Source organism: Xenorhabdus yunnanensis (assembly GCF_028598805.1).
Lineage (GTDB): Bacteria > Pseudomonadota > Gammaproteobacteria > Enterobacterales > Enterobacteriaceae > Xenorhabdus > Xenorhabdus yunnanensis.
In genome coordinates, this window is sequence record NZ_JAQRFI010000057.1 from 1 (window position 1) to 22,387 (window position 22,387).

Genomic DNA, 22,387 nt, shown 5'->3' on the forward strand with positions numbered 1-22,387 from the left:
TGCCAGACCGCAAGGTGTTTTAACAAATCAAAAGGGGTTTTTATAGCGGATTTATAGCTGAAAGCTCTACAGAACCCCCTGCCTAGCAGGGGGTTTTCTATATACAATAATGCCGCGCCCAAAATAGCGCGGCTCAGGTTTACAGTGACAATACCGTAATCCACATCGGAGCTTTGCCAACCGGATAACGTGCCAGTTGAGTCAATTCCCCGGAATATTTGTCAATATGTGACACCAAAATATGATCCGATTTTTGCCCTGACGTAATCAAGAAATGACCACTGTGATCAATGGCAAAACCACGAGGCTGGGTTTCTGTCGGATAATGTCCTGCTAATGTCAGATGATAGCCATCTTCTGAAATACGGAAATGGCTGATTAGGCTTTCTGAACGTTCACTGGTATAAAGATGTCGACCATCAGGTGTAATGTGAATATCTGCCGACCAACGAACATTGGAAAAATCTGTTGATAGCGAATCGATTGATTGCACAATACGGTATTTTTCCCATTTACGCAGAACATCAACCGTTGAATCCAATTCATTAATGCAATAGATCGCCTGTTTTTCCGGATGAAATGCCATATGGCGTGGGCCTGCATCCGCTGCTGTGGTAATTTCATTTGCTCGATTTTCTGTCAGATACCCCTGCTCGTCCAAATTGAAAATACGAATATGATCTTCTTTCAGGCATGGAACCAGTAATTGACGATTTTCATGATCAATATTGGCAGAGTGTGGCGCTTGCAGGCCTTCTACAATTTGGCTCGGTGCTTTGACGATTCCATTTTCATCAATAGGATGGACACTTAAATTATTGAAGCTATAAGAAGCAGAAAATAAAAAACGCCCTGTTCTGTCAGTGGATATATGGGTCGGGCTACCCGGTAATGGTGCAATGGCCTGCTGTTCAAGGCGTCCATCTTCCTCAATAGCATAAGTCACGATACTGAATTGGGGACGAATTCCCACATATAAGTGTTTGCCATCAGGATTAACGGCCATTGGCTGTACTTCACCTGGCACGTTCACGGTCTGGAGAAGCGAAAGTTCTCCTGCCACATTAAGCGACCATACGTGAATTTGTCGGCTGCTTGGGCTGGCTGTATAAACCACCTGTTTCATGTTCTCTCCTTAATGCTTCATTGCCATTTCATTGATCTATAAAGATTATTGAAAAGTTTTGTCTGCTAAACTGCTCATATGACAGTTTAATTATGTTCAACTACTGTATATTATTTTGTTTATATCATAGACAACCCAGAGGCCAACTCATGTCATATCGCGTTATCGCGCTGGATCTAGATGGAACACTCCTCGATCCACAAAAACGTATTTTGCCAGAATCATTGGCGGCCCTAAATGAAGCCCGCCAATCAGGTATCAAAGTTCTGATTGTGACTGGACGCCATCATGTCGCCATCCATCCTTTCTATCAAGCTCTGCAACTTGATACTCCAGCCATTTGTTGTAATGGAACTTATTCATATGATTATCATGAAAAGAAAGTATTAGCCTCTAATCCACTCTCCATTCAAGAAGCCTCTCAAGCACTTTCCTATCTGCAAGACACGGAAATTCAGCATCTGATGTATGTTGATGATGCCATTTTATATCAATTTCCTCACACTGTAGCTCGAACCCTTGCATGGTCAGATTCTCTGCCTGAACACCAACGCCCTAATATTCAGCAAACAGGAAGCTTTCGAGATGCGATTCACAATGTGAATTTCATCTGGAAATTCGCCACCAGCTCACCCAATTTAGTAAAACTACGTGAGATTAGTGAACAAATTGAGGAAAATGTTGGCCTTGAGTGTGAATGGTCATGGTTTGATCAGATAGATATAGCTAAAAAAGGTAATAGCAAAGGCATGCGGTTACAGCAATGGGTGGAGTCGCAAGGCATGAGTATGAAAGATGTGATTGCTTTTGGTGATAATTATAACGATCTCAGTATGCTGGAAAGCGCTGGATTGGGAGTCGCTATGGGGAATGGCGTCGATGCTGTCAAAGAGCGGGCAGATATTGTCACACGGGATAATACCCAACCCGGCATCGCTGAAGTCCTTCGAAAATACGTTCTATAATTACCTTTGGCATTAATGGGGAAGTAAATAAAATGGGAGTGAATCAGTCATGAGATGGCTTACTGCTGCACTCCCTACATAACTCCCTATATGCATAATTTTCTATATATATAGTTTCATATATATAGTTTCATATATATAGTTTCATATATATAGTTTCCCATATATTCATAAATGACGATTTAAAGAAATACTCTTTATTTGTGCATATAGCCATTGCCCTGTCCGCAGATTAAGCTCTTCCCGCGCCCAAGGTGTAATTCTTGCCCATAGGCTATGTTCACTTAGTGCCAATTTGACATCAACCTGACCATTTTCTTCAAAAAATTCAATGACTTTTACTTGTAAAGTATTACGGATGCTGCTGGCTTTTGGAGGCTCCAAAACTAAAGAAACGTCTGATGCATCAATGCGGATATGCAAATCAGTTCCCGGAGAGGTATTAGTTTGTGGTAGCCAAAGAATTTTGTCAGCCACTGCGACTGCGGTCATTTGATAACGCTGATGGTGTTCCATGACAGATACTTTCAGTATGCTGCCAAGGCTCTCTTTTTGCAGCCACGGACGCAGTGCACTGCTCGACCAAACGTCTTCCAAGGTCCCTGTCGCCCTGATTTTTCCTTTGTCCATGACAATGACATTATCTGCCAAGCGTAAAATTTCATCCAAACTATGGCTGACATACAGGATCGGGATTTTGACATCTTCGGACAATTTTTCGAGGTAGGGTAATAACTCACGCTTACGTGGTAAATCTAATGATGCTAATGGCTCATCCATCAACAAGATTTCAGGTGCAGTCAGCAATGCACGACCAATCGCTACCCGCTGTTTTTCTCCACCAGATAATGTGATGGGAAAACGTGACAGTAAATGTTCAATCCCCAATAAACCAATAATGCTGTCAAACTGCGGTTTCATCTCTGGCGCCATACCGTATTGTAGGTTTCCCTTCACACGATAATGCGGGAAAAGGCGTGCATCCTGAAAGACATAACCAATCCGGCGCTTTTCTGGTGGCAGAAAGATATTTTGTTCTGTATCCACTAAAGTGGAGCCGTTTAAAACAATGCGACCTTTTTGTGGACGACTCAATCCCGCAATGACGTTGATCAATGAGGTTTTTCCCGCCCCCGAAAGACCAAATATGGCGGTAATGCTTTCTGTTGGCAACGTAGTATCAACCTGCATGTGCAGCTCACCCAAACTCTGCTCAAAATCCAGTTCTAACATGCTGCCCCCAAACGTTTTCTCCCCCAACGTGCCAGCCATTCGGAAAGCATCAATGAAATCAGTGCCAATGCAATTGCAATTACGCACAGACGGGCTGCGGCTGTTTCCGCATCAGGCGTTTCTATCAAGGTATACATGGCAAGGGGAATAGTGCGGGTCTCCCCCGGAATATTCGAAACAAAGGTAATGGTTGCCCCAAATTCCCCCAACGATCGGGCGAATGCCAATACCGCACCAACAATGATGCCGGGTAATGACAGCGGCAGGGTAATGGTGAAAAAGACTTTAAATGAACTCGCCCCCAATGTATGAGCGGCCTGTTCCAAACGCCGATCTATGCTCTCCAGCGATAACCGAATGGCTCTGACCATCAGCGGAAAAGCCACTACAGCCGAAGCTAACGCAGCTCCTGTCCAATTAAATACAAAACTGACACCAAACCAGTCATAAAGGAATTCACCTATTACTCCACGGCGCCCCATGCTGATAAGTAACAGATATCCCACCACCACTGGCGGTAATACCAGTGGCAGATGGATAATGCTATCAAGCAGGGATTTCCCAAAAAACTGGCAACGAGCCAGCATCCATGCCATTAAGATCCCGCATGGTAAACTGAATAACACAGCAATCCCTGAAATTTTTAAACTCAGTAAAATTGCCTGCCATTCATATTCACTTAACATCTCCAAAAGATCAGTTCCTACAGTGGACTAAAACCGTAGCGTTTAAAAATTGCAGCGGCTTCAGGGGTTTTAAGATAATCATAAAAATTACGAACAGCCTGTTTTTCATGGCCTTTGATTATTGCAATCGGATATTCCACCGATTTATGGCTTTCTGGCGGGAAAACACCCACAACTTTCACCTTATTGCTGGCAACGGCATCAGAGCCATAAACAATGCCCAGCGGGGCTTCAGCTCGTTCCACCAGCGCCATACCACTACGCACATTGTTAGTACGTGCCATCAGTGGATTGACCGTATCCCATGCATTCAAATATTGAAGCGACTCTTTGGCATAAATGCCAACCGGCACATGATCAGGATCGCCAACCGCTAAACGCCCTCCCGCCAGCAAGTATTTCCATTTTGTTTCTCGGTTAATATCAATTTTATCTAATTTGCTTTCTTTGGGAGCAATCAGGACAAGCTGGTTACCCAATAAGGTATGACGGGTATTCTCAGCAATTAATTGTTTATCAGTAGCATAATTCATCCATTGTTGATCGGCAGAGATAAAAATATCCGCAGGTGCTCCCTGCTCGATCTGGCGTGCCAGTGTCGAAGATGAAGCATAGGAGGCAACAATATCGCCCTGTTTCTCTTTTTTGTACTGTGCCGCAATCTCAGCAAGTGCATTAGTCAATGAAGCTGCCGCAAAAACCATCACTTTATCTGCCGCCCAGACGTTTCCAACAAGCGCAAAAGAGACCACAGCCCCTGTCAGCAACTGATAAACTTTCTTTTTCATTTTACACTCACCTAAGATAATCAACATGGTGCGTTGTATATAACAAGATACAACGTTAAATGAAAATGCTATTCCTAGATTAATCGGCAAGTTGTGAGCCAGTTTTAGCTTTTATATTAATTCAATGTAAAGGTTGCAGTGCAAGACGTAAAAAATACCAGTAATAACCAGCAGCAATAGTGGCAATCAACGCTTCAATTTCGCTGATTTTTGCCCTGTTCTGTGTCTCAATTCTGGTGGCGGTGATTTGGCTGGGGAACGAGATGCGCCAAATGGATCTAATGCCGTAGGGACAAAAGGTAGATTCCTGCCGGGATAGTATAACGAAAAAACAAACCCTGTTGTTTCAAACGGGGTTTGTCAGCGGTCTGAATCCAGGATATACAGGCCTATGGAAGAGAAACCAAATAGAGATAAAGTTAGCTCAAAACTACCGTTCAATACCTTTTGTTTCCCTTTTGGAAATAATATTAAACAATCCTCCAAGCCCGTAAATCAACGCCAAAATAGCAGCCATTACGACGGGAACCATAATCAGTGAAAATCCCATACTTTTAAGCAATTCAAACATGCTAACCTCATTCCTGAATGACTAACAAATTAACTGTGTCATATCTGATTCTGATATGACACAGACGTTAATCTAGTTATTCTAGACAATAAAAAAGTAACAGTAACCGACGAAACGTGCGATTCTTATGGTTCTGTTGTGAAAACTCTCAAATATTTGCCCGAAATGAATCACTATGCAAGCCCAAATATTATTAACACTGAAATTGCAACAACGCCTGTTCGCTGATCCCCGACGAATAGAGTTGCTTAAACAGATTAAAATCACGGGTTCTATCAGTCAGGGAGCAAAGCAGGCTGGGATCAGCTATAAAAGTGCCTGGGATGCTATCAATGAAATGAATCAGCTCGCAGATGAAGTATTGGTAGAACGTGCCACAGGTGGAAAAGGTGGCGGTGGTGCTCAACTTACGCATTATGGTGAACGCCTGTTGCAGCTTTATGATCTGCTGGAAAAAATTCAACAAAAAGCGTTTGATGCCCTGAAAGATAATTCTCTACCCCTGGACAGCTTACTCGCCGCTATATCTCGCTTTTCGTTACAAACCAGTGCCCGAAATCAATTCTTCGGTACGATCATTGAACGTAACCAAGAGAATATTCAACAAAATGTGCGTGTTCTGCTGGCTGATGGTAAAACATCAATCTCTGCGGCTTTAACGGAACAAAGTGCAAATCGCCTGAATTTAGTAAAAGGGAAAGAAGTTCTGGTGCTGATTAAAGCTCCGTGGATAGCCTTAACTAAAGATCATGTCCCTGCTGCTTCATTCGATAATGCCCTACCCAGCCAAATTAGCCATATTGATGCAGGAGCAGAATTCAGTGAAATTATTCTGACACTTGATGGCGGTGAATCCCTTTGCGTGACATTATCTAATCAAGAAATGTCGCGTTTACAGCTCCAGCCACACGATTCTGTTACTGCTCTTTTCAATGCTGATAAAGTGATTATTGCCACTCTGTGCTAAATTCCTATACTAATTGTGCCCCCTGTAAACCTGCCTGTCAGGGGGATGCCATGTTTTCCCCGCGTCTTCCCCACATTCTTCTCATGTTCCGCAATATGGTGTCCCGCTAAAACTATTCCCAATCGATTTCAAAAATTATTAATCCTCAATGAATAACAGACAGCTACGCATTGACATTGAACATTATTCCGCTTATTTCTGATGATCCTTTAGTTGATGTTGCTTAAAAAGGAAAAAGAATGTCTGAATTGCAAATAACGCAAGGTAGTTTCCGTTTAAGTGACACCCGTACCCTACGGCTACCGTCACTGAAAATTATTTCTGAGGAAAATTGGGCTTTTGTTGGCGCAAATGGTAGTGGAAAATCTTCGTTAGCCCGTGCTCTGTCGGATGAATTAATTCAACTGGCAGGTGAACGTCATTGTTCGTTTCATACACCAATACGTCTATCATTCGAACAATTGCAAAAACTGATTGATGAAGAATGGCAACGCAACAATACAGATTTACTCAGTGAAGAAGAAGAGGATACCGGACGCACGGCCGCAGACATCATTCAACTTCATCATAAAGATAATGAATTGTGCCTTGAATTAAGCGAGTATTTTGGTATTAAGGATTTGCTCTCGCGACGATTCAAGTATCTCTCAACGGGGGAAGTTCGTAAGGTTCTGCTGTGTCAGGCATTGATGATAAATCCTGACCTGCTTATCTTTGATGAACCTTTTGATGGACTGGATGCTTATGCACGAGATCAGCTTGCCCAGTTATTGAACTCTCTGGCTGCAAAAGGCATTACTTTAGTTTTGGTTTTGACCCGGTTCCATGAAATTCCTGATTTTGTCAAACAAATCGGTGTACTGGCAGATTGCCACCTAACATTGACCGGGAAAAAAGAGTGTATTTTGGCAGAATCTCTCGTGGCACAGTTGGCACATAGTGAGGAGCTGAAAAATATTCACCTTCCCGAAACAGATGAATTCCGGGCTGACGAGCAACTCCAGACAGATCAACCATTGGTGTCAATGTGTAATGTTATTGTTCAATACAATGACAAACCCATTTTGCATGGCTTAAGCTGGCAAGTGAATCCTAATGAACATTGGCAGGTCATCGGTGAAAATGGTGCTGGAAAATCGACACTCCTTAGTCTGATTACAGGCGATCATCCCCAAGGTTACAGCAATGAATTAATATTATTTGGTCGTCAACGAGGAAGTGGAGAAACTATTTGGGACATTAAACGCCACATTGGTTATGTCAGTAATAGTGTTCATCTTGAGTATCGTGTTAGCACCAGCGTTCGAAATGTCATCCTTTCAGGTTTCTTCGATTCAATAGGACTTTATCAAGCTGTTTCAGATCGTCAGCAACAGTTAACTGATGAATGGCTGGGCTTATTGGGGTTCTCTGCTTCAACAGCAATTAGCCCTTTTCGTAGTTTGTCATGGGGGCAACAGCGGCTCGTTTTAATTGCCCGCGCTCTAGTGAAACATCCCAAATTATTGATTCTGGATGAACCTTTGCAGGGGCTTGATCCCTTAAACCGCCAGTTAGTTCTGCGCTTCATTGATATTATGATTTCTAATGGTGATACACAGCTTTTGTTTGTTTCCCATCATCAGGAAGATGCGCCAAAGTGTATTACTCATCGTCTGAAATTTATTCCTGATGGTGATATTTATCGATATGAAACTGAGCGTGTTTCCTTAGAATTGCTGTAGTCTTCTTTCCTAGACCTCCACTTTGCTGTGATTCCTCTCTTGATAGAGGGGAATCCGGTGTTATCGCTCTATCCAATCACTCTTTCTAAAATCAAGTAATATTTTTTTGATATTTTTTATTATTATTTTTGAATTTTTTAACCATTACTATAAAATCACCGCCTATTTTTAGACTATTCCATTGGTTTTTTCAAAGATAATAGGGAATTATATGGCTTGGGCATTACTTGCCGCTTCATTGGCTCTTTTAGATAGTCGCCAGAAAATTGCTTTTTTCATTGCACTCTTCGCTATCATTGCTGGGATCAGCACTAACATACTTACCTATCCCGCTATCATCACGCTGACAGTGATGACTCTATTAGGTGTGGCGCACATTTATTGTAAAAATAATAGCGACTGTAAAAAAAACAGCAAAAAATATTTTACTCTCAGAATTATTATCGAGTTGTTATTACTTACTGGCGGTATTTTGCTATTTATGCATTACATTCCAGGGTTTCATAACCTCAAATATCTGGACAAAGTACAGGCTGGCCCGCTCAGCGCACCTTTTTCAATGTATTTCAACTTTGATAAGGCACTGCTGCCATTTGTCCTAATATTCTGTATACCTACTCTGTTCACCCGAAAACCTTTGGTTGAAGCACCTCCTCATGGATGGGCACTGTTGATTGCAACCATCCCGGCATTATTAGGGCTTGCAACAGCATTAGGCGGATTATCGGTTGAACTTCATTTACCTAATTGGTTCCCTGCTTTTGTCATCGCTAATATTTTCTTTGTCTCTTTGGCTGAAGAAGCGCTGTTTCGTGGCTATATTCAGCAAAAGTTAAGTCAATGGATGAATCCTTACTTAGCTCTTGTCATTACCTCTCTGATTTTTGGCGGAGCCCATTTTGCTGGTGGTGGTTTACTGATGATTTTCGCCACACTGGCAGGGTTAATTTATGGCGTGACATGGATGTGGAGCGGTCGTTTATGGGTGGCGGTTGCTTTCCATTTTTCACTCAATCTAATGCACCTGCTGTTTTTCACCTATCCAATAAAATCAGTAGTCATACACTAAACTGAATTCCATTTGATCTGAACTGTATCCCTGTAATAGAGGGTGACAATTCAGATCAAACACTACCTTCCATTCCTTTCTCCCCATCAAATATGTGATCGCCATAATTATCAGCAAACATGATTTAAAACAGGTGATACGAGACTATTGTTTGCCGTTTTGGTCTATCGCGCCATATAATGCCCGCAGCGATCTTTTCATTTCGTATTAAAAAGTACTGATAGGAGTTTAAGCTATGGCTGTAACTAAACTGGTTCTTGTAAGGCACGGAGAAAGTGAGTGGAACAAAGAGAACCGTTTTACTGGCTGGACTGACGTTGAATTGTCTGACAAAGGCCGCTCTGAAGCACAACAAGCTGGTCAACTGCTGAAAGAAGAAGGCTTCACTTTTGATTTCGCCTACACTTCCGTTTTAAAACGTGCCATTCACACTTTGTGGAATATTCTGGACCAGGTTGAGCAGCAATGGCTGCCTGTTGAAAAAAGCTGGAAACTGAATGAACGTCACTACGGCGCATTGCAAGGTCTGGACAAAGCAGAAACTGCAGCTAAATACGGTGATGATCAAGTGAAATTGTGGCGCCGTGGCTTCGCAATTACTCCTCCTGATTTGACCCAAGATGATGAGCGTTACCCAGGCCACGATCCTCGTTACACGAATCTGAAACCAGAAGAACTCCCAGCAACTGAAAGCCTTGCAACTACCATTGAGCGTGTTGTTCCTTATTGGGAAGAAGTTATCAAGCCACGTGTAGAAAAAGGTGAAAAAGTTATCATCGCTGCTCATGGTAACTCTCTGCGAGCACTGGTGAAGTATCTGGATAATATGAGCGAAGAAGCAATTCTTGAGCTGAATATTCCAACTGCTGTACCACTGGTTTACGAGTTTGATGAAAATATGAAACCTATCAAACACTATTATCTGGGCAACGCTGATGAAATCGCAGCAAAAGCGGCAGCAGTTGCAAATCAGGGTAAAGCGAAGTAATCCTCACGGGTCACGCAAAAGAAATGTTAAAAGCCGGATTAATTTCCGGCTTTTTTATGATGTTCTTACAATAAATTAGCTTCTGCGGCTCTTGATAGCCTGAGATAACTGACGCAGTAAGATTTCTGTATCTTCCCAACCAATACAAGCATCTGTCACACTCTGACCATAAACCAAAGACTCACTACTCTCCAGATTTTGATTTCCTTCAACTAAGTGGCTTTCAACCATAACACCAATGATCGCATTTTCGCCACTGGCAATCTGACCACAGATATCCACACCTACATCCATTTGTCTTTTAAACTGCTTCGCACTATTTGCGTGGCTAAAGTCAATCATCACGCGAGGAGCCAAGCCAGCTTTCTCTAGCCCTTCTTTAACCTCACTGACATGCTTGGCGCTGTAATTAGGCTCTTTGCCACCACGCAGAATAATATGGCAATCACAGTTACCTGTCGTATTAACAATCGCAGAGTGACCCCATTTCGTAACAGACAAGAAACAGTGTGATGAGCTGGCTGAATTGATAGCATCAATGGCGACTTTAATTGTTCCATCCGTGCCATTTTTGAATCCAACCGGACAAGACAGCCCTGATGCCAATTCACGATGAACCTGAGATTCTGTTGTACGTGCTCCTATCGCGCCCCAGCTCATGAGATCTGCTAAATATTGGGGGCTAATCATATCAAGGAACTCGCCAGCCGCAGGCAACCCCATATTATTAATATCAAGCAATAGATTACGAGCAGTACGTAGTCCATCGTTGATATCAAAACTGCAATCCATATTCGGATCGTTAATCAGTCCTTTCCAGCCAATGGTTGTGCGGGGCTTTTCAAAATAAACCCGCATGATAATTTCCAAATCAGCTTTCAATTCTTCACGTAATTTATTCAAGCGCTCTGCATATTCTAATGCCGCTTGTGGGTCATGAATTGAACATGGACCAATCACTACCAATAGACGATCATCTTCACCAATTAAAATATTATGAATAGATTCACGTGCCTTGCAAACAGTAATAGCACTATCTTCTGTCGCAGGAAATTTTTCGAGTAATGCAACTGGTGGTAGTAATTCCGTTATTTTTCTTATTCTTATATCGTCATTCTGGTAATTCATTGTCCTTTCACCTAATGTGTTTACAGTTATTTGAAATAATTTTGTGATCTCAATCTAACTGTTAGGCGTTGTGCTGTAAATAATCTTTGTGGGTAAAAATAGGATACTTTTTTGATAGAAAAAGTCATTGAACGTAAAAATGATGTTAATTCAAATAAATAGACTGATAAGAAGAAAATACTTTGCAGCAAAGATACCAAATAACAGGCCATAGATAAGTTAATTACCTATGGCCGATGAGCAGTGCTAATTTATATTTTATTTTTCTTGTTGTTCGTTATGTTTAGCTGCCTTGATCCAGATGCGAGCACCATTTAGTGCGATACCTGTCAAAATAATATATTGCAACGACATCGCCAGAACGCCTTGATGATAATAAATCACTACGCTGATAACATTAATGATGACCCAAATCAGCCAGTTTTCTACATGCTTACGAGTCATCAGAATCATAGCCACTATGGATAATACCGTCATCACTGAATCCCAGAATGGGAAAGCATCTGGCTGTAGCTCAGGCATAGTGATATTAGACCCCATTCCCTGTAGAGCAAGCACCACCATTTTTGCCATATAACCAAATATTTGATCGATATTGAATGTCATGATCAATATGGCAAGAATTGAAATCGCAGCAACAATAGCCATCTGTTTAGGATTAAGCCAACGAATTTTAAGCTCTATTTGTTTTTGCCCATTCACTCGGCTCCATGCATACCAACCATAGATATTGGCCGCGAAGAAAAAGATTTGCAGAATGAGGCTGGCGTAGAGTTGAATTTGGAAAAAGATGACGGCGAACAATGAAACATTAATTAGCCCAAATAGGTAATTAATGATTTTCTCCTGACTGGCGAGCCAAATACATAACAACCCTGCCATCGTACCAATCGCTTCAATATATGAAAGATTATAACCGTCTGTTCCTAATGGTATATGTACTAATATGTTATTGATATTGAAAAAATCCATGCTTTCTTATCCTTACCATAAATAATGTTTAGTATATCTATATAACAAACGTGAAATTACGAGAAAAATAAGTTATTTTGCTCTTTTTGGTTTTACATACTAAACACGATAGCGAATTTAAATAAAAAAGTCTTTAAGTATTTTAAAGTTTTTAGGCCGATGCTGGTGCATCGTTGTCTCGCTTCACTCGGCTCGAACCTGCGACCAATTGATTAAAAGTCAACTGCTCTACCGACTGAGCTAACGGGTCATCTAAGGAGTATATGAATTGAGGATTTAGATGGTGGGTCGTGCAGGATTCGAACCTGCGACCAATTGATTAAAAGTCAACTGCTCTACCGACTGAGCTAACGACCCATCTAAGGAGTGCATGAATTGAGGATTTAGATGGTGGGTCGTGCAGGATTCGAACCTGCGACCAATTGATTAAAAGTCAACTGCTCTACCGACTGAGCTAACGACCCATCTAAATCTGTTTGGCAGTTATCCCTGCCAACGGCGGCATATATTACTGATTTCTCAGCAGGGCGCAACATTTATTTTAGAAAAACTGTTTAAATGTCTATTAATCAGACAACAATACCCCAAAAGACCGATATTTGATCTTTCGGGGATAATTATTACATCCCAGGAAGCTTTTTCTCAGCCATTTTTGCTGCATTAGTACCAGGATATTGCTTAACTACCTGCTGATAAACAGCTTTCGCTTTAGCCTTTTGTCCCTTTTCCTGCATGATCAAACCAACTTTATACAGGGAGTCACTGCTTTTTGGCGATTTAGGATAATCTTTCACAACAGTGGCAAAATAATAAGCTGCATCGTCTTTTTTGCCTTTGTTGTAATTCAATTGTCCTAACCAATAATTAGCATTCGATGAATACTTAGACTTAGGATAGATTTTGACAAAGTTTTGAAATGCCAGAATCGCTTTATCATATTCTTTGGTGTTGATAGCCAAAGAAATGGCAGCATCGTAATCACCCTTTTCACTCCCCGTACTCGCAGATATAGCGGATTGCCTATTATCACCTTGTGCCGAAGACGCAGCATTACGATTTTCTGAGTCTGAACTTTCTGCACTCGATGGATTGGTGATTTTATCCAACTGCAAATAAAGATCTTTTTGACGCTCAACGATCTGGTTTAATTGATACTGATTCTCCTGAATTTGACCACGGAGCATATCAATATCACGTTGTGAATCAGAAAGCTGTTGCTGGAGTTGAGTTAATAATTGACTGTGAGCGTCAGAAATACGCTCTAACTGGGAGAGGCGCTCATCGGTGGAGCCTGAGCCGACATTACTGATTGGCGCTCGGGCAGTAGCGGCCCAAGGAGCCGCTACGCCAACCAATAACGACAGACCCAACATATAACGTCTGAAGTTACTGTTCATGCATTACTCTTAGTATACGATTACAGCGCGACGGTTTTTAGAGTACGCTGCTTCGTCATGGCCAAGTACAGCCGGTTTTTCTTTACCGTAAGAAACGATAGCGAGCTGATCAGCAGAAACGCCTTTGCCTTGCAGATACATTTTCACTGCGTTCGCACGACGCTCACCCAGAGCGATATTGTACTCTGGAGTACCGCGCTCGTCTGCGTGACCTTCGATAGTAACTTTAACAGATGGGTTAGTACGCAGGAATGCAGCGTGTGCATCCAACATCTGAGCAAATTCGCTGTTGATATCATACTTATCGAAACCGAAGTATACGATGCTTTTGTTCTGCAGCTCTTGCATCTGCTGACGTGCTAATTCTTCAGCAGACAGACCTGTTGATTTAGAAGAATTATCAACAGTGCCTACACCAGACTGATCATTGTTGCCATTTTTGTTAGTACTACACGCTGCTACGGCCATGATTGGTAAAGCTAACATCAGCCCTTTTAGCACTTTGTTCAGTTGCATCTCTTTGATCCTTTTATAGTTTGCCATACATATTATTATGCATCACAGATACGGCGACCAGGCAGGAGATTTCACCTGTCCATTGGTAGCCGGAAGACGCGCTTTGAAACGCCCATCAGTCGAAACTAGCTGCAATATAGTTCCCCACCCTTGAGTGGAGCTATAAATCACCATAGTGCCATTAGGTGCGATACTCGGCGTTTCATCTAGAAACGTATCCGTCAGAATTTGGACAGATCCCGTTGCCAGATCTTGTTTGGCGATATGCTGACTACCACTTGCCGAGCTAACCATAACGACAAAACTACCGTCAGGGCTAACATCTGCATCTTGGTTCTGTGATCCTTCCCAAGTTAGGCGTTGTGGAGCACCGCCATTAATATCAATTTTGTACAATTGCGGACGCCCACCCTGATCTGAGGTATAGACCAATGTCTGGTTATCCGGCATCCAACTTGGCTCAGTATTATTACTGCGGCCATCAGTGACCTGACGGATTTGACCAGAAGCTAAATCCATCACATAAAGATTCAAACTACCTGTTTTAGATAATGCAAAGGCAAGTTTAGTCCCATCCGGAGAAAATGCAGGCGCCCCGTTATGGCGAGGGAATGAAGCTACCTGACGTACAGCACTTGTTGCCAAGGTTTGAATAATCAACGCAGAGCGACCACCTTCAAACGTAACATAGGCAAGTTTAGAAGCATCTGGTGACCATGCTGGTGACATCAGTGGTTCCGGTGAACGGTGTACCCGAGTTTGGTTATAGCCATCATAATCAGAAACATACAGCTCATATGGGAATTTACTCTCATTGCTGTTTTTGACGACATAAGCTATACGGGTACGAAATGCACCTTTAATACCTGTCAGTTTTTCAAAAACCTGATCACTGACTGTGTGTGCTGCAAAGCGCAACCATTTTCTCTCGATTGTGAACTGATTTTGTTCCAACACAGTTCCCGGTGCACCAGCAACATCAACAAGCTGATAAGAAACAAGAAATTTACCATCCGCACTTGGCTGAATATGTCCGACAATCACTGAGTCGATTCCAAGTGCAGACCAAGCAGCAGGCGTTACCTCTGAGGCAATCGCCGGTTGTTGCGGCATACGATTTGGATCAATCGGATTAAATTTTCCACTGTTTCTTAAATCCGCAGCAATAATTGAACTAATATTTTCAGGGGCATCTCCTGCACCAGACCATTTAAATGGGACAATCCCAATAGGACGAGCAGAATCAACACCTTGTGTAATTTCAATACGAACTTCTGCATGAGCAAGCGCAGCCCACATCATCAGAAAGCCCAATATTATTCTAAACTTCTGTTTAAACATTTGTTCAAAAGTTTGCTTCATCATTTCTCCCTTATCGCGATCTTTTATATGCCCGCAATAATCCGCCGGATTCTAACAAACGCCAACAAACAAAACTAGATACCTAAATAAAATCTAATAATTTTGTTTGTACATATAAATAATTCGAAGATTTACCCAACAAATAACACGTTCACACTAAATATTTACTTTACTGTGGCTTAAAGTCTAGAGTGAAACTCTTGAAATGTTCATAAATCTCTGCACTTGGTGGACGTGGCATCTTCTTTGTCTGATTAGCCGCTGCAAGCGCTGCTCTACACAAAGCTGGATCACCAGCCCCTGCTTTGATATCAATCAGTAATCCATCTGGTGCCAGTTTTATATTTAAATCACAAGTACGGCCGATATACAGAGCTGGATCACGAAAATTATGTTGGATCGCAGCCTGAATTTGCCCCTTGTAATTACTGATATCGGAATCAGAAAGACCGCTTTTCTTAGCCCCACCTTTTCCTACAGCAGCAGCTCCACCCGGCTTAGGTGCATTGGAGGTCAATCCACCTAATAAATCATCAACTGCTTGAGCCTGTTTCGCTGCTTCCGCTTTAGACTTAGCTTTTGCCTGCGCTTCTGATTTCGCCTTAGCTTCTGCCTCAGTTTTTGCTTTAGCTTCTGCCGTTGCCTTGGCCTTAGCTTCTGCCTCAGCCGCCGCCTTACGTTTTATAGCTTCTTCAGCTTCTTTCTTTGCCTGAGCTTCCGCTTTCTGTCGAGCCTCAGCCTGTTCTTTTAAGATCCTTTCTTTTTCTGCCAGTGCTTTTGCTGCCGCTTCTTCCGCCTGTTTTTGCTCTTCACGGGCTTTAGCAGCAGCGGCATCAGCTTGTTTCTGCTCTTCAAGCGCTTTGGCAGCAGCGGCATCAGCCTGCTTCTGATCTTCAAGCGCTTTAGCTGCGGCTGCTTCAGACTGTTTTTTCTGCGCTTCAGCCGTCTGCTGTGCTTTAATTCGTTCTTCTTCAGCTACTTTCAAACGTTCCTGTTCTTCCGCCTGCTTTGCACGCAATTCAGCAGCCTGCTGTTCAGCCTTTTTCTTCCGCTGTTGTTCCGCTAATTTTGCATTGGCCTGTTGCTGTTGCTGCTGATTATATTGTTGAACTACAGCATTCGGATCAATCATCACAGCATCAATGACAGTGCCGTCTTTTCCACCGCCTCCCATTTCCGTTTTTTGCACCAGAGAACCCCAAATCAGAAAACCGATCAGGATAATGTGCAATATTATAGAAATGATAATGGCGCGATTCAGCCTATTGTTTTGTTCGCTTGTCTTTCCCACGCTCGACATCCAGAAACTTTAAGTGACAGCCGCTATCAGGCTCCGATAGGTTGAGTCATTAAACCCACCGATTTTACACCCGCCTGACGAAGCATATTCAACGCTTTGATAATTTCATCATAAGGAACTTCCTTAGAACCACCAATCAGGAAAATTGTTTTCGGATTAGCTTTAATCAAAGTTTGAGCTTCTGCAACTATTTGCTGTTCAGGTAACAATTCCAAACGCTTCTGGTTAACAACCATGTTGTATTGCCCTACCCCAGAAACTTCCACAATGACCGGTGGATTATCAGTGCTGGAAACTGTTTTTGAATCCACCGCTTCAGGTAAATCGACTTCTACGCTTTGCGTGATAATCGGTGCTGTTGCCATGAAAATAAGTAGCAATACCAGTAACACGTCCAGCAAGGGAACGATATTGATCTCGGATTTTAGCTCACATCTGCGACTACGAGTGCGCGCCATTCGCTGATTTCCCCTTACGATTTATTACGACTTGTTGGTATTGGAAGCAAAAGCCTGACGGTGCAGAATAGCCAAGAATTCTTCCATAAAATTATCGTACATTTGTTCTAGTTTGTTAACACGTTGGTTCAGACGGTTATAAGCCATCACCGCAGGAATTGCTGCAAATAAACCGATAGCTGTTGCAATCAGGGCTTCGGCAATGCCGGGCGCAACCATTTGCAGAGTTGCCTGTTTAACGGCACCCAAAGCAATAAAGGCATGCATGATCCCCCACACCGTGCCAAACAAACCAATGTAAGGACTGATAGAACCCACCGTTCCCAAAAACGGAATGTGATTTTCCAATGTTTCCAGTTCACGATTGAGTGAAATGCGCATTGCACGGGAAGCGCCTGTAATAACAGCCTCTGGTGCATGGTTATTTGCCTGATGTAAACGAGCAAATTCTTTAAACCCGGAATGGAATATCTGCTCAGTACCACTTAATGAATCACGGCGCGACTGACTTTCTTTATAAAGACGAGATAATTCAATACCAGACCAAAACTTATCTTCAAATGCTTCTGCCTCACGGCTTGCAGCATTAAGGATCTTTGTTCGTTGAATAATGATTGCCCAAGAGACGATAGAGAAGCCAATCAAAATCAACATGATCAGCTGCACTAATAAACCTGCCTTAAGGAATAAATCAAGGATGTTCATGTCAGTCACTGCTTAAACTCCGCGACAATAGACTTTGGAAGCGCAATAGGCTTCATTTGAGATGAAATCACACAGACAACCAAGCATTCTGCGCTACTGATAATTACGCCATTGCAATCAACTATTCGTTGAATAAATGTCAGGGAAGCGCCACGGATATTCGTAACCTCGCTTTCAACAACCAGCTGATCGTCCAATTTTGCTGGTTTCCGATAGTCAACCGTCATACGACTAACAACAAAGCCAACTTGTTCATCTAACATATACTGCTGGTGGAAGCCTTTTTCACGCAACATCTCTGTACGAGCTCTTTCGTAAAAGACCAAATATCGCGCGTGATAAACCACACCACTAGCATCTGTGTCTTCGTAGTAAACACGGATAGGCCAACGGAATAACATATTACTCATATAATCCTAATTCGGCGAATTGACGCTGTCACTATACTTAAGACAATAGCGCTTTGGAATGACTTGTTAGTAAAAAAATTTTATGGGCTGACAGCCAATAAAATTATAATTAGTTTACTTAAAGAAATAATATAAGCCAAAAAGAAGAAGGAAAAATGCAGGTAATGGATGAAAAAACAAACGCCAGATAATACGTTTAGGATAAAAACCGACACCAAAAGTGACGCCAGAACAAACTGCCCAAATCAATAAAATACCTTGCCATATTTGTAGGGAACTGGTATTCGCAGCAAAACGCGCAGGATCCCAAAACACACATGCAGCAAGTATTAAGGCCACGATGAGGATAAGAGCCCTCAACAGGCTCTTATCCATAAGCTGGTAACATTTATCAGCCAACATTATTTTTTGTCACTCTCAGACGCTTTCCGTGATTCGTTATGCTCAAGTGCCAAGGCAGCAATGACAGCGAAGCTACAAGCCAAAAGCGTTCCGAGAATCCAAGCAAAATACCACATACCTATGCTCCTTAGTATAGTGAGTGTTTGTTGTTTTCAATATAGTTCTTATCCAAACGCCCGAATGTTTTGTAATAACACCAAATGGTGTAAGACAACACAATAGGAATGAAGATAAACGCAACAACGAACATAATTTGCAACGTCCACTGACTGGATGTTGCATCCCACATGGTCAGACTGACATTCGGATCAAGGCTTGATGGCATCACGAACGGGAACATAGCAATACCTGAAGTCAGAATAATGCAAGTTACTGTCAATGATGAGAACAGGAATGCCCAACCACCTTTATCCAGCCAAGTAGCCAACATAGTCAGCAGAGGGAGAAGTACTCCCAGCGCAGGTATAGCCCACAGGCTCGGATAGTTATTGAAGTTGATCAGCCATGCACCTGCCTGCTGAACCACTTCCTTATGCAACGGATTCGATGCTGCATTAACATCTAATCCTCCCGTTACAACATAACCATCAATACCATAAATCAGCCATATACCAGCCAACAGAAATGCAACTGCCGTTATCGCTGCACAAACATGAGTCGCGGTACGGGAGCGAAGGTGCAATTCACCGGTTGTACGCATTTGCAAGTAAGTTGCACCTTGCGTCACAATCATCATCAAGCTAATCACACCAGCCAGTAATCCATAAGGATTCAGCAGCCCAAAGAACGAACCTTCATAGGAGACACGCAAGTCGGAATTAATAGCCAGCGGTACACCTTGCAGCAAATTACCGAATGCAACCCCGATAACCAATGCAGGTACGAAGCTACCGATAACAAGTCCCCAATCCCACATATTTCGCCATTTGCTGCTTTCTAGTTTTGAACGGTAATCAAAACCAACCGGACGGAAAAATAATGCAGCCAAGACTAGAATCATTGCCACATAAAAACCAGAGAAAGCAGCAGCATATACCGTTGGCCATGCTGCAAACAGAGCACCACCAGCGGTAATTAACCAAACTTGGTTACCATCCCAGTGCGGGGCAACTGAGTTAATCATGATGCGGCGCTCGGTATCATTTTTACCAATGATTTTCAGCAGGATACCTACTCCCATATCGAAACCATCAGTCACTGTGAAACCGATAAATAACACACCAATCAGCAGCCACCATATAAATCGTAATACATCATAATCAAGCATAAGTGAACCCCTGCTTACTCAATATTATTATTCGCTGAAGAAGTTATTTTTTGTTCAAAATGGTAACGTCCGGTCTTAAGGCTACTTGGGCCAAGACGGGCAAATTTGAACATCAAGAACATCTCTGCAATCAAGAATAAAGTGTACAGACCACAAATCAGCACCATTGAGAAAATCAGATCGCCTACACTGCGCGTTGAAGCCGCAACAGCAGTCGGCAACACTTCACCAATCGCCCACGGCTGACGACCATATTCCGCGACAAACCAACCAGCTTCAATGGCAATCCATGGCAATGGAATACTGAATAATGCAGCACGCAATAACCACTTATGTTGACCGATACGGTTGCGGAGAACGCTCAGGAACGACAAACCGATAATCAGCAGCATAATAAAGCCAGCTGCCACCATGATACGGAATGCAAAGTAGAGCGGTGCTACACGTGGAATAGAATCTTTCGCTGCGGCTTTAATTTGCTCTTCTGTTGCATCAGTTACACTTTGGGTATAACGCTGCACGAGCATGCCATAGCCAAGATCTTTCTTACTTTCGTTGAATGCACTGCGAACATTTGGGTCAATATTGCCTGAACGCAGTTCTTCCAGTAATTCATAGGCCTTGATACCGTTACGGATACGTTGTTCATGCTGACTCATCAGCTCACGCAGACCAACGACAGGTGTATCTGTGGAGCGGGTAGCAATCAAACCTAAAATGTAAGGAATTTGGATGGAATATTTATTTTCCATTTTGTCCTGATCAGGAATACCAATCAGCGTGAATGAGGCTGGAGGCGGCTGAGTTTCCCACTCTGCTTCAATTGCTGCCAATTTAGTTTTCTGCACGTCCCCCATTTCATATCCAGATTCATCACCCAGAACAATGACAGACAATATCGCAGCCATACCAAAACTTGCTGCAATCGCAAAAGAACGTTTGGCAAATGCTAAATCGCGCCCTTTAAGCAGATAGTAAGAGCTGATGCCCAATACAAAAATGGCACCTGTCACATAACCGGCAGCAACGGTGTGAACAAATTTCACCTGAGCAACTGGGTTAAATACCAGTTCGCTGAAGCTCACCATTTCCATTCGCATGGTTTCGAAGTTAAAGTCAGACGCAATCGGGTTTTGCATCCAACCATTCGCAATCAGAATCCACAATGCAGAGAAGTTAGAGCCTAATGCAACCAGCCAAGTAACCGCCAAGTGTTGTTTCTTACTCAATCGATCCCAGCCGAAGAAAAACAGACCAACGAACGTGGATTCGAGGAAGAATGCCATCAGACCTTCGATGGCCAGAGGAGCACCGAAAATATCACCAACATAATGTGAGAAATATGACCAGTTGGTTCCGAACTGGAACTCCATGGTCAAGCCCGTTGCGACACCCAGAGCAAAGTTAATACCAAATAACTTACCCCAGAATTTTGTCATATCTTTATAGATTTGTTTGCCAGAAAGGACATATACCGTTTCCATGATTGCAAGCAAAAACGCCATACCCAGCGTTAATGGTACAAACAGAAAATGGTACATGGCAGTTAAGGCAAACTGTAATCGTGACAGTTCGACAATATCAAACATCTTGACTCCTTGCTCCCAGCAGGAAGACACCGACTTGCGGCAACCCGACTTCGTAAAACGAAAGTCTCGTAACTACCAGCAATAAATGCCTCAGACATAATAATAAATTATTAACAAAATGAAAAATTCATAGCTACCACAATAATATTACGCCTATATTCACATACAATAAATAGATTTTACGTGACTCAGCTTAGAATTCCTGAATATAGGTCAACAAAGACATAAACCCTCAGACTAATATCTATATATACTAGATCAATTTAATCAAGTTCAGTGAATTAAAAACAGAGTAATAAATTGATTTTAGTCAATTTTTTCCTTGTTTTGTTAAGCTTTACATCTATTATTTCATAATAGTTTACCAAGTGTTAATAAATTGTTATTTCCAATGAGTCTTAATTTATTTTTTGCTGTAAAAAGCATTAGAAAATTAACCTTTTATTTTCATTCTTTAAAAAATATATTTTTTCAATATTTCGGATTTAATTAACCTCAGCTTCGTTTAAAAATAGCGATATCATTATCCCGTAGATTCAAGCTCGGTTTTTTAGGTTGGAATGTATAAGCAATAAGGCCCGCGGCGATTTCCAGTAGAAAACCGGGTCATGTATTGAATAGTTAGTTATTGTGATATGCTTTAACTTTTTAATGGTGGAGTATGGCTAAAGTTGACGTTTATTGTCGTTATTGTCACACATCAGAACATGTCAAAGGGCATGGAAAAGGAAATGGCGGCCATCCCCGTTATCGCTGTTATGCCT

24 protein-coding genes, 2 tRNA genes and 1 pseudogene are annotated in these 22,387 nt (G+C 42.2%); 6 read left to right on the forward strand and 21 right to left on the reverse strand.

All coding sequences use genetic code 11. From position 1 onward, the window contains the following. Positions 1-139 precede the first annotated feature (139 nt). Positions 140-1,126 carry a 6-phosphogluconolactonase gene (gene pgl / locus PSI23_RS17770; RefSeq protein WP_273556327.1) on the reverse strand — a complete coding sequence of 329 codons (987 nt, stop codon included), beginning with the start codon at positions 1,124-1,126 and terminating at the stop codon, positions 140-142. A gap of 149 nt (positions 1,127-1,275) precedes the next feature. Here pgl and PSI23_RS17775 point away from each other — a divergent pair, with 149 nt between their 5' ends. Continuing rightward, on the forward strand, positions 1,276-2,091 hold the full coding sequence (locus tag PSI23_RS17775; RefSeq protein ID WP_273556328.1) for a pyridoxal phosphatase: 816 nt from the start codon (positions 1,276-1,278) through the stop codon (positions 2,089-2,091). A 168-nt stretch (positions 2,092-2,259) separates the two neighbouring features. Here PSI23_RS17775 and modC read toward each other — a convergent pair whose 3' ends face one another. The 4 genes from modC to PSI23_RS17795 form a co-directional block, all read right to left on the reverse strand. Further along, positions 2,260-3,324, reverse strand: coding sequence for a molybdenum ABC transporter ATP-binding protein ModC (gene modC / locus PSI23_RS17780; protein WP_273556329.1), 1,065 nt, complete (start codon positions 3,322-3,324; stop codon positions 2,260-2,262). Next, positions 3,318-4,010 (reverse strand): molybdate ABC transporter permease subunit, encoded by a 693-nt coding sequence (modB, locus tag PSI23_RS17785; protein WP_273556346.1) that lies wholly within the window; start codon positions 4,008-4,010, stop codon positions 3,318-3,320. Before modB ends, modC begins: the two co-directional genes overlap by 7 nt. 17 nt (positions 4,011-4,027) lie before the next feature. Further along, positions 4,028-4,798, reverse strand: coding sequence for a molybdate ABC transporter substrate-binding protein (modA, locus tag PSI23_RS17790; protein WP_273556330.1), 771 nt, complete (start codon positions 4,796-4,798; stop codon positions 4,028-4,030). A 430-nt stretch (positions 4,799-5,228) separates the two neighbouring features. Further along, the gene (locus PSI23_RS17795; protein ID WP_092517978.1) at positions 5,229-5,369 is read right to left on the reverse strand and encodes an AcrZ family multidrug efflux pump-associated protein; all 141 of its coding nucleotides are present in this window, start codon (positions 5,367-5,369) and stop codon (positions 5,229-5,231) included. Positions 5,370-5,544: 175 nt separating this feature from the next. Between PSI23_RS17795 and modE the strand changes: the two genes are divergently transcribed. The 4 genes from modE to gpmA all read left to right on the forward strand — a co-directional run bounded on the left by modE (position 5,545) and on the right by gpmA (position 10,117). Then, positions 5,545-6,336 carry a molybdenum-dependent transcriptional regulator gene (gene modE / locus PSI23_RS17800; RefSeq protein WP_273556331.1) on the forward strand — a complete coding sequence of 264 codons (792 nt, stop codon included), beginning with the start codon at positions 5,545-5,547 and terminating at the stop codon, positions 6,334-6,336. 239 nt (positions 6,337-6,575) lie between these two features. Next, a complete protein-coding gene (modF, locus tag PSI23_RS17805) occupies positions 6,576-8,060 on the forward strand; it encodes a molybdate ABC transporter ATP-binding protein ModF (RefSeq protein WP_273556332.1) in 1,485 nt (494 codons plus the stop codon). A gap of 211 nt (positions 8,061-8,271) precedes the next feature. Beyond that, the gene (locus PSI23_RS17810; RefSeq protein WP_273556333.1) at positions 8,272-9,129 is read left to right on the forward strand and encodes a CPBP family intramembrane glutamic endopeptidase; all 858 of its coding nucleotides are present in this window, start codon (positions 8,272-8,274) and stop codon (positions 9,127-9,129) included. Between the two features lie 235 nt (positions 9,130-9,364). Further along, positions 9,365-10,117 (forward strand): 2,3-diphosphoglycerate-dependent phosphoglycerate mutase, encoded by a 753-nt coding sequence (gene gpmA, locus PSI23_RS17815; protein WP_273556334.1) that lies wholly within the window; start codon positions 9,365-9,367, stop codon positions 10,115-10,117. A gap of 75 nt (positions 10,118-10,192) precedes the next feature. Here gpmA and aroG read toward each other — a convergent pair whose 3' ends face one another. From aroG to PSI23_RS23495, 16 genes and pseudogenes are all read right to left on the reverse strand, one after another. Further along, the gene (aroG, locus tag PSI23_RS17820; protein WP_273556335.1) at positions 10,193-11,245 is read right to left on the reverse strand and encodes a 3-deoxy-7-phosphoheptulonate synthase AroG; all 1,053 of its coding nucleotides are present in this window, start codon (positions 11,243-11,245) and stop codon (positions 10,193-10,195) included. Between the two features lie 258 nt (positions 11,246-11,503). Beyond that, positions 11,504-12,217 (reverse strand): nicotinamide riboside transporter PnuC, encoded by a 714-nt coding sequence (gene pnuC, locus PSI23_RS17825; RefSeq protein ID WP_273556336.1) that lies wholly within the window; start codon positions 12,215-12,217, stop codon positions 11,504-11,506. Positions 12,218-12,498: 281 nt separating this feature from the next. After that, a tRNA-Lys gene (locus PSI23_RS17830) sits at positions 12,499-12,574 on the reverse strand. A 31-nt stretch (positions 12,575-12,605) separates the two neighbouring features. Beyond that, a tRNA-Lys gene (locus tag PSI23_RS17835) sits at positions 12,606-12,681 on the reverse strand. 156 nt (positions 12,682-12,837) lie between these two features. Continuing rightward, positions 12,838-13,614 carry a cell division protein CpoB gene (gene cpoB / locus PSI23_RS17840; protein WP_273556337.1) on the reverse strand — a complete coding sequence of 259 codons (777 nt, stop codon included), beginning with the start codon at positions 13,612-13,614 and terminating at the stop codon, positions 12,838-12,840. A 9-nt stretch (positions 13,615-13,623) separates the two neighbouring features. Continuing rightward, complete coding sequence (gene pal / locus PSI23_RS17845; protein WP_273556338.1) at positions 13,624-14,130, reverse strand: peptidoglycan-associated lipoprotein Pal; 507 nt, start codon at positions 14,128-14,130, stop codon at positions 13,624-13,626. 42 nt (positions 14,131-14,172) lie between these two features. Further along, positions 14,173-15,471, reverse strand: a complete 1,299-nt coding sequence (tolB, locus tag PSI23_RS17850; protein WP_273556347.1) for a Tol-Pal system beta propeller repeat protein TolB — start codon at positions 15,469-15,471, stop codon at positions 14,173-14,175. Positions 15,472-15,661: 190 nt separating this feature from the next. Beyond that, positions 15,662-16,783 carry a cell envelope integrity protein TolA gene (gene tolA, locus PSI23_RS17855; protein WP_273556339.1) on the reverse strand — a complete coding sequence of 374 codons (1,122 nt, stop codon included), beginning with the start codon at positions 16,781-16,783 and terminating at the stop codon, positions 15,662-15,664. A 35-nt stretch (positions 16,784-16,818) separates the two neighbouring features. Then, positions 16,819-17,250, reverse strand: a complete 432-nt coding sequence (gene tolR / locus PSI23_RS17860) for a colicin uptake protein TolR (protein WP_273556340.1) — start codon at positions 17,248-17,250, stop codon at positions 16,819-16,821. Positions 17,251-17,274: 24 nt separating this feature from the next. Further along, positions 17,275-17,964: a Tol-Pal system protein TolQ gene (gene tolQ, locus PSI23_RS17865; protein ID WP_273556341.1), complete on the reverse strand. Its 690-nt coding sequence runs from the start codon at positions 17,962-17,964 to the stop codon at positions 17,275-17,277. Beyond that, the gene (gene ybgC, locus PSI23_RS17870) at positions 17,961-18,365 is read right to left on the reverse strand and encodes a tol-pal system-associated acyl-CoA thioesterase (protein WP_273556342.1); all 405 of its coding nucleotides are present in this window, start codon (positions 18,363-18,365) and stop codon (positions 17,961-17,963) included. Before ybgC ends, tolQ begins: the two co-directional genes overlap by 4 nt. A 114-nt stretch (positions 18,366-18,479) precedes the next feature. Then, the gene (ybgE, locus tag PSI23_RS17875; protein WP_273556343.1) at positions 18,480-18,767 is read right to left on the reverse strand and encodes a cyd operon protein YbgE; all 288 of its coding nucleotides are present in this window, start codon (positions 18,765-18,767) and stop codon (positions 18,480-18,482) included. Beyond that, the gene (gene cydX, locus PSI23_RS17880; protein WP_092518007.1) at positions 18,767-18,883 is read right to left on the reverse strand and encodes a cytochrome bd-I oxidase subunit CydX; all 117 of its coding nucleotides are present in this window, start codon (positions 18,881-18,883) and stop codon (positions 18,767-18,769) included. The genes ybgE and cydX overlap by 1 nt, the downstream gene beginning before the upstream one ends. Positions 18,884-18,894: 11 nt before the next feature. Beyond that, positions 18,895-20,034, reverse strand: a complete 1,140-nt coding sequence (cydB, locus tag PSI23_RS17885) for a cytochrome d ubiquinol oxidase subunit II (protein WP_273556344.1) — start codon at positions 20,032-20,034, stop codon at positions 18,895-18,897. Positions 20,035-20,048: 14 nt separating this feature from the next. Further along, positions 20,049-21,623, reverse strand: a complete 1,575-nt coding sequence (gene cydA, locus PSI23_RS17890) for a cytochrome ubiquinol oxidase subunit I (protein WP_273556345.1) — start codon at positions 21,621-21,623, stop codon at positions 20,049-20,051. A gap of 495 nt (positions 21,624-22,118) precedes the next feature. Then, positions 22,119-22,226: pseudogene (locus tag PSI23_RS23495) on the reverse strand (IS982 family transposase); the annotation flags it as partial. 58 nt (positions 22,227-22,284) lie between these two features. Between PSI23_RS23495 and PSI23_RS17895 the strand changes: the two are divergent. Further along, the coding region (locus PSI23_RS17895; protein WP_306309626.1) for an IS1 family transposase at positions 22,285-22,387 on the forward strand (103 nt) is incomplete at its 3' end.